This window comes from Labrys neptuniae (assembly GCF_040797145.1).
GTDB classification, from domain to species: Bacteria; Pseudomonadota; Alphaproteobacteria; order Rhizobiales; family Labraceae; genus Labrys; species Labrys neptuniae.
The window spans coordinates 17465-31536 of record NZ_JBFNQD010000020.1; the positions used below are offsets into that span (position 1 = coordinate 17465).

At 56.1% G+C, this 14072-nt stretch carries 5 protein-coding genes and 2 pseudogenes; 3 read left to right on the forward strand and 4 right to left on the reverse strand.

Annotated elements, in window-relative coordinates; genetic code table 11:
- Positions 1–45: 45 nt before the first annotated feature.
- Genes ABXS05_RS30770 through ABXS05_RS30780 form a run of 3 tightly spaced genes read right to left on the reverse strand, consistent with a single transcriptional unit; the run spans position 46 to position 5913 of the window.
- On the reverse strand, positions 46–1575 hold the full coding sequence (locus ABXS05_RS30770) for an efflux transporter outer membrane subunit (protein ID WP_367626541.1): 1530 nt from the start codon (positions 1573–1575) through the stop codon (positions 46–48).
- Between the two features lie 33 nt (positions 1576–1608).
- Positions 1609–4743 (reverse strand): multidrug efflux RND transporter permease subunit, encoded by a 3135-nt coding sequence (locus tag ABXS05_RS30775; protein ID WP_367626542.1) that lies wholly within the window; start codon positions 4741–4743, stop codon positions 1609–1611.
- A 12-nt stretch (positions 4744–4755) separates the two neighbouring features.
- Positions 4756–5913 (reverse strand): efflux RND transporter periplasmic adaptor subunit, encoded by a 1158-nt coding sequence (locus tag ABXS05_RS30780; RefSeq protein WP_367626543.1) that lies wholly within the window; start codon positions 5911–5913, stop codon positions 4756–4758.
- Between the two features lie 2243 nt (positions 5914–8156).
- Here ABXS05_RS30780 and ABXS05_RS30785 point away from each other — a divergent pair.
- Both ABXS05_RS30785 and ABXS05_RS30790 read left to right on the forward strand, forming a co-directional pair.
- Complete coding sequence (locus ABXS05_RS30785; RefSeq protein WP_367626544.1) at positions 8157–9182, forward strand: ATP-binding protein; 1026 nt, start codon at positions 8157–8159, stop codon at positions 9180–9182.
- Between the two features lie 145 nt (positions 9183–9327).
- Positions 9328–9591 (forward strand): annotated as a pseudogene (locus tag ABXS05_RS30790) (transposase); the annotation flags it as partial.
- A gap of 8 nt (positions 9592–9599) precedes the next feature.
- On the opposite strand, the gene ABXS05_RS30795 reads toward ABXS05_RS30790, so the two are convergent.
- On the reverse strand, positions 9600–10304 hold the full coding sequence (locus ABXS05_RS30795; RefSeq protein WP_367626545.1) for a response regulator: 705 nt from the start codon (positions 10302–10304) through the stop codon (positions 9600–9602).
- Between the two features lie 1984 nt (positions 10305–12288).
- Between ABXS05_RS30795 and ABXS05_RS30800 the strand changes: the two are divergent.
- Positions 12289–12555, forward strand: a pseudogene (locus tag ABXS05_RS30800) (IS66 family transposase); the annotation flags it as partial.
- Between the last annotated feature and the right edge of the window lie 1517 nt (positions 12556–14072).

Consider the following 14072-nt stretch of genomic DNA (forward strand, 5'->3'; position numbering starts at 1 on the left):
TCGCAGCATTGCCAGCACAAGACTTGGTCAAATGCAGTGACATCGTTAAGGTCTGGTGCTTGCTCGCCGCGGACCCATGTCTTGATCGACGAGCTCGGGCTTGGAAACTTCAATCGCCCCATTCCAGCCGCCACCGAGCGCCTTATTGAGGGTGATATAGGCTGTGCCCAACGCGATACGGCTTTGAACTAACGCATCCTCTGCTGTGTAGAGTGAACGCTCGGCATCAAGAACTGTGAGGAAGTTGGCAGAGCCCCCTTGATAGAGCGAGCGAGCGAGAGTCGTCGCCTGCCTGTAGGCCACCACGGACGCTGTCAGCTTGCGATAGCGGATCTGCTCTTGAGCAATCGCTACCAAGGCATTCTCGACTTCCTCGAGCGCTTTGAGCACGGCCGCCTTGTAGCCGATGAAATTCTGGTCTCTGCGCGCTTGCTCGACCTCGACAGCAGCGCGCAACTGGCCACCGTTAAAGATCGGCACATTGAGCGTAGGCCCGAATGACCAGCCGATTGAAGAATTCTTCGCAATATCCCCGATCTTAGAACCAGTGGTGGCAATGTTACCCGCCAGGCTTATGGTTGGATAGCGGGCAGCTTCAGCCTGACCGATACGCGCGGTTGCCTGGGCAAGGACGCGTTCGGCCTGGCGCACATCAGGCCGCGCCGAAAGAATGTCCGCTGGAATGCCAACCGGCATTGGCAGCTTTGGCCTGGGGATCGGTCCGCCACGCTTCATACGGGTAGCCAGATCGCCTGGCGCCCGTCCGGTCAGGACGCCGAGGCGATGAACAACCTCCGCATATGATACCTCAAGGCTTGGGATGGCGGCCTCTGTCGTGCTGGCTTGGCCGGTAGAGGTGGCGACGTCGACTCCTGAGATGCCGCCGGCGTCGAAGCGGCTCTTTGTGAGCTGGGCTGTTTCCCGCTGTGCGGCGGCCGTCCTTTGTGCCAGCGCGATCCGGGCCTGGTAGCCTCTCGCCTGGACATAGTTGGAAGCAACATCACCGACGAGCGTGAGCAGCGCCAGACGAAGCTGCTCATCAGCAGCCTGCACGCCATACTCGGCAGCTTCGGCGCCGCGCTGGTTCTTGCCGAAGAGGTCAATCTCCCAGGAAACGTCAAATCCCGCCTGAAATTGCGACGTGATCTGCGGGCCTGAGGCTGCACCACTCGAACCGCCGGCGACGCTTCGCTGGCGTGTGGCGGAATCGGTATTCCGGACGGTTGGGAACAATGTCCCAACCGATTGGTGATAGGTCGCGCGAGCCTCCCTGACGCGGGCTTTCGCGGTCGCAACGTCGAGATTGCTCTGAACCGCTTCTTCGATCAACGCATTCAGCATTGGATCGGCGAGACGGGTCCACCAACGAGACAGTTGCGGCTTGGCCGCAGACTGCTCGCGATTGGTGGACGTATATTGTGCCGGAACCGCAAGAGATGGTTTCACGTAGTCTGGGCCGACGGCGCAGGCGCTCAAGACCAGCGCAAGTGGCATGATAACCATCGCGCGCTTGCAGATGGACGGTTTGCCGTTCCAGTTTTTCAAGGCAGTTGTCGCCTGTCCCGCGCTTTTCATCGTGGGGCTTCTTTCCAAATTGATTTGGCAAAATCAGACGCTGGGAGGCGTGGCCGTCTCCGGAGCGGGTTTGAGGTGTTTCCGGTCGCCGCGACTGAACAGTCCCGTGACGACGACAAAAAAGACCGGGACAAAAAACACCGCCAGCACGGTTGCAGAGACCATGCCACCGAACACGCCGGTGCCAATCGCATGCTGGGTTTCCGAGCTCGCCCCGCGGGCGATCATCAAAGGAAAGACGCCGAGAGCAAAGGCCAGCGATGTCATCAAGATCGGCCGCAGCCGCAGCCGCGCCGCCTCGACGACGGCACTGTGGATGCTCTGTTCCTCATTTCGCAGTTTTTTCGCGAATTCGACGATGAGGATGGCGTTCTTCGCCGACAGGCCGATGATGGTGATCAGGCCAACCTTGAAGAAGACATCGTTCTCCAGTCCGCGCAACAGGACAGCCGCAACCGCGCCGAGTATGCCGAGTGGCACCACTAACATAACTGAGAACGGGATCGACCAGCTCTCATAGAGTGCGGCCAAAACCAGGAAGACGACAAGCACCGACAAGCCGAGCAGTATGGGGGCCTGCGCCGCGGACTGCTTCTCTTGCAGCGATTGGCCCGTCCATTCGACCATGAAACCGGCTGGGAGTTGCGAGGCAAGCCGCTCCATCTCGGCCATAGCGTCGCCGCTGGAGACGCCGGGCGCCGCGCTTCCGGTGATACGCGCCGCAGCGTAGCCGTTGTACCGCACCAGTTGCAGGGGGCTTGCTTCCCATACCGGGCTGACCACCTCCGCGAGTGAGACCATGCCGCCTGCATTGTTGCGGACATAGAGTTTGAGGACGTCGTCGATCTGCATGCGGTTCGGCGCATCGGCCTGGACGATCACCTGCTGCAGCCGTCCGGCATTGGGGAAATCATTGACGTAGGTCGATCCCACTGCCGCTGTCAGTGTGTCGCTGATCATGGCGAAGGGGACCCCGAGTGCTTCCGCCTTCTGGCGATCGATCTTCAGCGCGACGCTGGGGCCGCCCGGCAATCCTTCGGGATAGACGCCAATGACAAGCTTGCTCTGCGCGGCAAGTTGCAGGAGCTGTGCCTGCGCCGCCTGAAGAGCCATGCTGCCGCGATTGGCACGGTCTTCCAGGCGCAGCGAGAAGCCCGAGGTGGTGCCGAGGGCATCAATTGCCGGCGGCTTGAGGCTCATAACCGTACCTTCGGGCACAGCCGCCATTGCCGCCGTGGCTGCGGCGATTTCCTCGTTGATGGTCGAAGTTCGCTGCTTCCAGTCCTTCAGCGTTGTGAAAGCCAGAGCAGTATTGGAACCTGAACCAGAAAACCCGAAGCCCAGGATCGATATGTTGCTTTCGACGTCCGGTCGCGATGCTATATGTTTGTCGTAGACGGCGACGATGCTGCGCGTTCGCTCGGCGGTAGCATCAGCTGGTAGAGAGAACGAGGTCATGAAGTTGCCCTGATCCTCCTCGGGAACGAAAGCCGATGGCAGCCGCTGATAGCCATAGGTGAGCGCGCCCACGGTGACGGCATAGAGTACCATCATGCGGCCGCTGCGCCGGATCAAAGCCGCGACACAGCCTGCGTACCTGTTCGTTATGCTGTCGAAGCGGCGGTTGAACCAACCGAAGAAGCCCTTCCTCTCGTGATGGCCGAGGTCGATTGGCTTCAGCAGCGTCGCGCAAAGCGCCGGCGTCAGTGTCAGTGCAAGGAAGGCCGAGAACAGGATGGATACCGCCATTGACAGCGTGAACTGACGATAGATCGCGCCAACCGAACCGCTTGCCAGGCCCATTGGAATGAACACGGCGGCCAGCACCAGCGTAATGCCGATAACGGCGCCTGTGATCTCCTTCATCGCCTTCCGAGTGGCTTCCTTGGGTGGCAGCTTCTCGGTTGCCATGATGCGCTCGACATTCTCGACCACCACGATGGCGTCATCGACGATGATGCCGATCGCCAGCACCATGCCGAACATAGTCAGCACATTGATCGAGAAGCCGGCGGCCTGCATCACGGCAAAGGTGCCGAGCAAGGCGATCGGCGCAACGATCGCCGGGATCAGAGTGTATCGGACCTTCTGCAGGAAGAGCAGCATCACCAGGAAGACCAGTACCATCGCCTCGATCAGGGTTTGGACGACCTTCTCGATCGAGATCTTCACAAATGGCGCGGTATCATAGGAGAGGGCGTATTCCATGCCGGCGGGCATGGCATGCGCTAGCTCGGCCAAGCGAGCGCGCACGCCCGCAGCCGTGCTGACCGCATTTGCGCCCGGCGTGAGCTGGATCGCGGCGGCCGTCGCCACCTTGCCATTGGTGAGAATGCCGAAGCCAAGGCTCTGGGCGCCAAGTTCGATGCGTGCGACGTCGCCGAGCAAAAGCTTGGAACCATCCGGTTCGGATCGCAACACGATCGCGGCGAATTCCTCTGGCGTGGCCAGCTGCCCGCGCACAGTGAGCGGGATGCTTGTCTTCTGACCCGGCACGGTCGGTTCGGCGCCTACGCGCCCCGGTGCGATCTGCGCATTCTGCGCCTGGATGGCCTGCGTGATCTGCGCCAACGACAGGGAATAGGAGACAAGCTTGGCGGGGTCGACCCAAACACGCATCGCCTTTTCCGAGCCGAATGTCTGTACTCGACCGACCCCCTCCACCCGCTTTAGTTCCTCCGCAATGTTGCGGGTCATGTAATCGCTGAGCGTCAGCTCATCATATCGCCCATCTCGCGAGCTGAGCGTTACGATCATCAGGAAGTCCGGCGCTGCGGCTTCAACGTTGACTCCTGTGCGCCTGACGGCTTCGGGAAGGCGGGCCTCAGCCGCCTTGAGACGGTTTTGAATGTCGACCTGCGCCATCTCCGGGTCGGTGCCCGGTTTGAAGGTCGCCGTGATACTGGCGCTTCCCGAAGTGTCGGCCGTCGACTCGAAATAGAGAAGGTTCTTGACACTCGACAGCTCGCGCTCAATCAGGCTGATCACGCTGTCATTGATCGTCTGCGGTGTCGCGCCAGTATAGGTCGCGCTGATGCTCACGCTTGGCGGTGCGATCGTCGGGAAACGAGATACCGGAAGCTGCGGAATCGCGATCAACCCCGCGAGCACGATGAAGATAGCGATGACCCAGGCGAAGACCGGGCGGTTGATGAAGAACTGAGACATGACTGTTTCTCCTCAGTTCTGCGCCGCGGCGGCGCCGAAGGGCGTCACATTCAGCGGCATACCTTCTTCAACCCGTTCCTGGCCTTGCACCACCACTGTCTCGCCTGGCCTCAAGCCGGACGTAATGATGGTGCGGCCCTCGACGGTCTCGCCAAGTTCGACGTCCCGGCGTGCGCCGTGCTTCTGGTCATTGACGATAACAAGCTGCGGGCGCCCTGTTGGATCTCGAACCACGGCTTCCTGAGCCACGAGCAGGGCGTCACGGCGCACACCGCGCGGCAGGCGGGCGCGAACATACATGCCGGGCAGCAGGATGCGATCCGGATTCGGGACCTCGACCCTCACGGTGACGTTGCCCGTACCAGGCTCGACGCTAATGTCCGAGAACAGCGCACGCCCCGTCATCGGATAGGGCTTGCCGCTCGCCGCGAAAATCGCAACCGGGATCCTGGAGGCGTCATCCAGCTGGCCCGATTTTGCACCCTCGCGTATCACGTCGATCTGCGAGGAAGGTTGTTTTACGTCGACATAGACTCTGTCGATTTGCTGAACGAGCGCCAGCACGTTCGTACCAGACGCTGATACCAGGGCCCCTTCGCTGACAAGCGCCTGACCGATGCGGCCGGCAATCGGTGCCCGTACCGTAGCGAATGCCAGGTCGAGACGGCGGCGTTGCAGCGTTGCCCGCGCCTCGGCGACATTCGCCTTGGTCTGAGCGAGTTCCGCGACCGCATCCTCATAGGCCTCACGGCTGATGGCCGTGGTCGCGACGAGTTGCTTAGCCCGATCGAACTTTGTTTGCGAGCGTGTGAGCCCGGCCTCCGCCCTTTGCAGCGCAGCCGCCGCGCTATCCACATCTGCTTTGAACGGCTCGGCATTTATCTGGAATAGCTCCTGGCCCGCTTCAACCTCGGAGCCTTGCTCGAATAGCCGTTTTTGGATGATACCTCCGACCTGAGGACGGATTTCGGCAGTCCTGAACGCCGCGACCCGGGCCGGAAGTTCGTCGGCGATCGTCACGGTCTCGGGCTTTACCGTCGCGACCGCGACCAGCGCCGGAGCAAGCCCGCCCCGGGCTGTGTCCGCACCATTCGGCTCGCTACACGCAGCAATCAGCAACATCGCCGTGGCGGACATAAGAAAGGAGGCGATAGGTGATTTGCGAGGCATTCGTTATGTCCAGCCAATACTGCCGCGCCAGAGCGCGTTCGTTTAACTGTCTTCCCTTGCGCGGCTAGCGCGAGGAAGTCGTGAAGCCTGTGTGAAGGAGCGATGGAGGAACTCTGACGCCTTCTGAAGTCCCTAGGAAGCGTCCCGCCGACGGAAGCCGAGGAGTAGTACTGGGTCATGCTGGATGCGCCAGGCATGGCTTCATCATTTAAGCAGGAGGGCTTCCAGCCAACCCGGGCCCGTTCGGGCCGCTGACAGGTAGCCTTTGAAGAGCCAGTTGTTTGATAAAGATCGGGAGAACCTGTTCTGGGCTGGGGGCGCCGGTGGCTCTGCGTTCACCGACAATCGAACCCGAGCGGGCGTTGTCACGTTCATTCGGTCGCGGCGGTGGTCAATGTAGATGGGCTGACATGAACCAGTCGCAGCCGGCATGCGGCCGAATTCGCTTCGCCGTGACCACCCCGAGTTAACGTGACAACGCCCGCGAGGGTATGGCGCAGATCGTGTATGCGTAGATCTGGGTAGCCGACTTTCTCCCGAATTTCATCCCAGAGTATCCTCGGTGAAGCCACACGCAGGAGATAGCCGGGCCGGTCACGAGCCGGACGCGCTCGGGTCATTGAGCACGGCTGAAGACGCGTCGGACAGACCGAGCTCTTCCGTCTCGTTGGCATCCGGCGGGATGATGATCAACTAGCCTTTAACATCCCGCCTCGAGGTGGGATCGAGACTGCGAACCCGCTGTCGACATTGAGGTTTCTTTGGATGAAAATCAAAGATTGATAATCGTTCGCGTTGTCACATACGTAACAATAGCAGTTGCCAACGTCGCTATCACAATGTCAAAGCCCGTTTCCCAAGGGTTTTTTCCAAAATAGGCCGGCCAACAATAGACTAAGCTAGCCCAAAATGCTGTCAACACCAAGGATATCAAAAAAATATTGAGAATAAAATTCAATAAACTCATTCCTGAACCCCTGCTACGCGACGAAAATACCAAGCCAGATCGCGGTGGCGAGGATCTTTTTTGGTGTGCGATAAATGAAACTCTTTCCAACGCCACTGCAAGAATCTTGACAAAGGTGCTCTCTTCAACGCATCGAATGACTGGCCCGAGTAATTTCTTGAGAGACTGCCTCTTGAGTCCTGGCAGTATTGATCTGGGCGTTTTCGGTTGAACACTTCACAAGGAAAATGTTGCCAGGATTGGCAATTCACCAGTAATTGTCTTCGTATTTATAATACGGATTGTAGTATCTATTCGAATGATAATTGTGAAAATATTCATCTTGGTCGTAGTAATTCCACCAATTTCTCTCGTAATATTCGTCGGGAATTTGGTCTGGGTGCTTGCGAAGATATCGACTGAGCTTGCACCCGCCATGTCGTGTGGTTTTATACCCGGGAGGGCAATCATAATATTGAATTAGAATATTTGAAGATCTATGATCCGTCGATTCTATCGCTGTGATTTGATTTGCATACGCAGCAGAAGTGCTTCCTAGCAGCGTAACTGCGACAAGACTAATGAGAGTTTTACGAAACATAGCGCGCTTCCAACTTGAATATTATCCTTTGTATTAGACATAATATCGTGGATAACGCGTGGATTTGGTGTGTGTAAGATATGGATGGGGCTAATTTCCTCCCACAAGGCGCGATCGATCATTTGTCGAGGAACGAGGCGCCAGAGGAGGGTGGTGGCTGCGAACATATCGCGGGAAGAGAGGGCGCCTCTGACTGTCGCCGATGATGTGGAGTTCGGAGGTAAGTCCGCGTGTTGTGCCTTCGTCACGACGTGGAATGTCTTCCCTTAAGACTTGCCAGTGTACGGCAAGCTTTTAGATGAGTCGCATCGATCATATGCAATCGAGCTTGGGCCGTCGCAGGCCGACGCATCTTTCCACGGCGCGTCAATCTTAATCAGATGGACAATGCAGCTTGCCACATGCGAGTCAACGGTCCCTGCAATGTGGGGCCCGCTTTCCCTACTCCAGCTAGCTTGGTAGAAAGGTATTCCAGCCAGCATCCACTCATGCTGTCAGATGCATTCGATGAGCGAAGGGCCTACCTACCGGTAACGATTTCCTGTGGGTTATGGTAATAGGCGTCTAGAAAGACAGAGTGTATGGCGATGCCTGTGCGAAATCGAAAATGTATTATTTCGTGAAAATTCTACGACGTAGGATGGGGTCTGGTTAATTAAAATGGCTAAAAGTCTTAATAGTCAAATGGTTCGCGCCATGAGTTCTCTTACTTTGGCCGCGTTTGCTATGATGTATTTCGGAACTTTTGTATATTATTATGTATTTTACGACTGGTTTTATCCTGAAGACCCAAATGGTGATAAGTGGAATCTTGGAGATTTTGTCGTTCTTGGGCTCATCGCAGCTGCTGGCCTTTCCGTTGCGGTTCTAGCCGGGTGGCGTCTTGCACAGAGCATTATTCGACCGTTGAAGTCCATTGCCGGCGCCGTTCATCTGATCGCAGGCGGTGATTTCTCCGCTCGTGCGGAAACGGTCGAGACAATCTTCGGTGAAGCCACCAGTCTTATAGCTGATTTCAATACAATGGCCGCACGGTTGGAAAATGCGGAGGCTGAACTGAAGTATTCGAATTCGGCTATAGCTCACGAATTACGGACACCGCTCACGATTTTGCGGGGACGACTACAGGGACTTTCCGACGGGGTATTCGAACCAAATCCCGAGATTTATGGTCGCTTGATCTTGCATGTCGATGGTCTAGCTCGAATTGTAGAAGACCTCCGGACTCTCGGATTATCAGGCGCAGGTAAACTTGAGCTCAAACTCGAAAAGATAGATCTTGCAGAGGAAGCAGAGGCAGTCACATCTTCAATTGAGCAAGATCTTTTGGGCGTTGGTATAACTGTCGAACGCGATTTAAGGCGCGCGCCAATTATCGCCGACGGGGAGCGAATTCGGCAGGCACTCGTTGCCGTTCTAGATAATGCTCGTCGTTACGCGCCAGGCAGCGTTGTGGTTGTCAAGACGCGTATAACAACCGAACGAGCATTCATTCGTTGTTCCGACAATGGTCCTGGGCTTCCCCATGGAACGGAGAGCAGAGCCTTTGATCGGTTTTGGCGCAGTGATGACTCTCGTGCGCGGGCCAGCGGTGGGTCGGGCCTTGGTTTGGCTGTCGTAAGGGCAATTGCTCGAGCACATGGTGGCGATGCCACTATCGGCGATAACAATGGCGTAGGAACATCCGTCGAGATCTGGTTTCCAGCGTCAGCGCTCTTTTGATCCCACCTTTCAGATTTTGGCGTGAAGCGGGAAGTTCGAAGCCCCTGAGGGCTTGGACATATGACGATTTCAAAGCTCACGCTTAAACCGGCAATGGAGAACCCTTGCGGCGCTTCGAGGTTTTCACGGACTCCGGCGACGGCGAGAGTGCTCGGAGGAGGAGAAGGCCCGGATCGTCGCCGAGAGCTATGAACCCGGCGCGAGGGTGAGCGGTGTGGCGCGCCATCGCGCGCTTTCTCCGCAAGCGATCGTTCACCTGGCGGCGTGCCGTCCGCGGGCCGGCGATAGACGCGCCCGCGCAAACCACCTCGGTCTCGAGGGATTATCGAACTGGAAAGCGACGGTGTGCCATTGGGAGTGGGTCGTGCCGCCGACGCCAAAACCATGGCTGCCATCATCCGCGCTTTGAAGGCAGCTCTATGCGTCTTTGGTTTTATGACCTGCCACTAACCGGTAGCCCACGCCTCTAACAATGGACAGCATTCCAAGTGCGCCGGTGACATCGACCTTGCGGCGCAGATTACTGATGTGGCTGTCGACCGTGCGTTCAAGAGCATCACTGCCAGGCAGGCAAGCATCAACCAACTCCCCACGCGTAAAAACCCTCATGGGAGCTTTTGCCATATGCGCCAGTAGCCGGAATTCAGTTAATGTCAGCTGAATGACTTGCCGCTTGCCTTTGTGGACTAAGCTGACTTGATAGCTTTCCAGATCGATTTCCAACTCATTAACACGGAGGATGCCTTTCTCGTGCCCCAAACTGGATCGCCTAAGGACAGCTTTTGCTCGTGCCACTACCTCTACGGCGTTGAACGGCTTGACGACGTAGTCGTCCGCACCGAGCCTCAATCCTTGAATCCGGTCAATATCTTGAGCAAGCGCGGTAAGCATGATGACGGGTGTGTTTCCACGTCGCCTCAGTTCGGCGAGCACCTCCCATCCGTCGAGCCTTGGTAGATTCACATCCAATAGGACAAGGTCCGGTTTGAGGGCGAAGTGCAATTGCAGCGCCGCACGGCCATCCTCCGCGCGCACGGTTCGAAATCCCTCACGCGCTAAAAAAGCATCGAGGATCTCGCCGATTTCAGTCTCATCTTCAACAATTAGAACCAGTGCATTCATCGAGCATCGTCCAGAATTTGTTCTCGGGATTTTTTCCATTGACCGGTTATTCCTACTACAGCAATGATATCATAGATCCCGATTTCTAATTTATATTAAATATAAATAACTCTTAAATCAGTGCAACGTCAACTTAACTTGATCAGATAATGATATAATTTCGTATTTATCAGAAATTTGATCGTGAAAGTTGAGAAAGCGAGTTTTTTAGCGAGTTGTTCTGACGGCCCACAGACTGATGAGCGCTCCCACGGACAGAACGTATGCTAGCTGATCATTTCCGGCGGCGTAGGATATCAGGCTGGCGAGAAAGAGAATGCAAGAAAGAACGTCAGCGGCTGTTTTAAATCGAAATGCCATAATGACCGCCCGGTAGGAGAAATTGACTTAGCTTATTTGGATTTAGGCTTTTGGAGTGATGAAATGGCCATTTGCATTGAGTAGTTTTGATTACTAGGTTTTAATTAATTTAGATTTGGCAGTATCATAGTAAAAACTATATATTAAAATTATTTCGTTTTAATTCGACGTATAATCTTCTATTCGTGACGCATCTTAGATTCCGATTTCTCGTACGGTATGCGGATTGAGGGAGTGTTGTGGTTATGTGGAGATTTGATGAAGGTGGCGAGTTCCTGATTTATTTATGGGGCGCGGCGGATGTCGAACCGCTGATTGTCTAGCCGACTCCGTCATTGTTTCAACCCTCGACGGACCAGCCACAGACTCCAAAAAAGCTAAGAGTCTGACTTCCTCGACCGGAATCCGCGTTTCTAACCACGATGATCGTGTCTGGCTCCACTCGCCATACAAAGAGCTTGGCAGCTTGGTTGTGTTCTTTGATGAAGCGGTTGATGCTGGTCCGCAGATCGGTCACAGGGCGGAAGGCGCCGCGAAGAGTCCTCGACAGCATTGAGCCAGGAGGACGACCTCGCAATGAAGTGGAACGCCCAGCGCGGATCGTGTTCGAGCGATCGGCGGAGCCTGGGTGCTTGTGAACTACATACGTGTCGAGGATATAGCTGGGCTCCCAACTTCGTCGGCCGGCTGTCCCGCGCGGGGTCGAGCGTCTGGATCGGGCTCTTCTCCTCGCCGAGAGGCCACGCGATCCCCTGACACTGCATGGCAATCAGGGCGATGCGTCTCATCGTGCGGCAGCCCATTTACACCGTCGGCCATGGAGCGCTCCTGCCCACTCTCGCCGCTAAAAGAAGTACGATCCGGCCCGCTAGGAATGCTTCTTCGGCGTGTTGCCGCTGGCGATGTTTGCGTCCAGGCGTACCGGAATCCCACTACAGGACTCTTTCCGGTCAGACCACCAGGTGCTCTCGCAGCCCCTCCAGCGAGCCTCCACCAAATCTGGGAAATGCTGGTCAAGTATAGAGCTCTCGGCAAGCTCCAAAATAGGAAAATGAATAATGCGCCAGCGATTGAATTTCGAGACCCGCAGAGCTTGGTGGCAAGGTCACCTTCTGCGCACGCTACGCCGGCTTTGGTCCTCCTTTGCTGCATTCCTTGGCGTTTGGTTGGCTATTGCACTCCTGTTCGGACCTTTGATCTTGCTCGTGATGTACAGCCCTCGGGCACAGGCACCTCTTCCAAAAGATCTCCTAATCGAATGCCTGCGTAGCGCCTCAGATACTGGTCTGCGACACTGTTTTCGCTAAAGCCAAGACAGTTCAGTTCTATAGGATAAATAGCGTTTTGTTCCCACTTACGATACCTACCGTCTTGACGGTGAGGCCGGGAATGATTTCTGTGCGAAGAGCGCATAGTATTAAGGGAGAGAACAAGAGGATTGAGTCCACAGGGGCATTGGAGTTGATCTCCGCCGACCACATCACAGCGGTTTGATGCGAGATCAATTTAGAGGCGCGGACAACCAGCTGCGCTCCGCATCTATTGCGTTTGGTGAGCAATCGTGGCGGTGCCGGCCCGGAGCGTCCGCGCCATCGATTTGTCGTCATGAGTGCTGGTCGAATAAGTTGGCCACGGCACCTTCGCTATCATGCCGGTGTTCGACATGATCGACCGCCATGTACTTGCGGCCGAGTGCTCGCGTGGCGACGACACCACCAACCGCATCCTGGCCAAGGGCAAGTATACGACCCGGGGAATGTTGGTTTATGTGCGGAATGACCGTGCCTTCGCCAAGCTGACACTGCCAGCGGCGGCCTGTTACGCCTCGAGCGACCGACGAGGTGAACATCCCCAGAAACATCTCGCTGCCTTCGCCGGCATGCTGCAGGCTGCGGTCCTCTTGCGGGCGAGCGTTGGATCGACGGCCGTCTGGCTTTCGTACATGGCGCAGGCGACGGCGAGCAGGCGGTCTGCGACAGAGCGGAGGGCACGGGAGTGACCATGGCCGCGGTGACAGAGAGCGGTGTACTTCACGCGGCTGCGCGGATCATGCTGCACGGCGACGCGCGACCAGTGGTAGGGCGCATTGGCCAGCCGCTGATGAGCCGCTAGCCGCCGCTGGACGATTTTCATCTTGCCCGAGCCTTGGTGACCGGGGCGACGCCGCACAGGCAGCGCAGCGCGTGGTAGTCTCGCCGGCGCAGGGCATCCATCACGGCAACCTACCGGGGCACGCGTCCCCCCAGGTGCTCGAAGCACAGGGGGCGATTGGTCGTTCCCGGCGGGCTGGCCCGATCCGATCAGCCTAACCGCGTTCGGCTCGGATCACGATGATAGGTACAGGGGGAGGGTATCATTGGAACGCGTTCGCAGCGCTCCCCATGGGCCTGACTATCCTGGCCCCGCCTAACAGACATTGCATCATACCTGTCTTTTGACCACCTTACCTGCGACGGCCTAGCACGCGCCCGCCTAGGCGGTGGTGACCGGAGCTCGGCACCTCTCCCTCATCAGCAGCGCCGAGGCGACACGCACATTCTTGTAGACCTGTGCCAAGATCATCAGCATCGGGGGCTGCAAGCCAGGACGTGGCCGAGCAATGAGCCACTCGACGGGGAGGGGCCTTGCACGCCGCCGCTTTTGACAATCTGGACCGTGACTATGCCATCTCTCCACTGATACTCCACACTAGGACAATAAGAAGCCACATCGCGACAAAAACGTATAGGCCTCTGTTCATATTCCTTGGATGTGGCTCCGTCGGAGATTTCTCAGTGAGCAATAATGGACATGAAAATCTCTCGCGAGAGTTCGTATCTTTGCAAATAAATCTAAATAAGTTTGAAAAGATATATACTTTGTTGCTTGACTTTATACAATTCTTCGGAATAAACTCGAAGAGAGGGCTTGCGTGACAAGCATTATTAAGTTTCCGATATGGAATGTTTGTCAATGAATCGATCACGCATAATTGCAACTATACTTTGTTTTATTGTTGTTTGTAGTGTATCATCGGCAAAGGCGCACCAAACTCGCGCCTGGCCGGGGCAGTTATGGGATGGCTTAGGAGAAGTCATACGTGGCGCGGCAGGAGCGACCGTCATCCAAGTCTCCCCTGATGATGCAGAATGCGGCTCGAACGCGAACAACTCCTTCGATTGTCGTGACTTGGCGAAGCTAGTATGTCAGCGCAACGGATATTCATCTGGACGTCCATTCGATCAAATGAGTTACGAGGACTGTGGTAAAAATCCTCTGGAATACTTGTCTGAGACCGCTGAGTGTACCGTAAAAAGAAAATTACAACGTGCTATATGCTGGTAAATTACGTTATTGATGCAATAAGTAAAAGTATTAATTAAATTGTATATTTATATTAATATTAATATAATGCAGTAAATGATATAT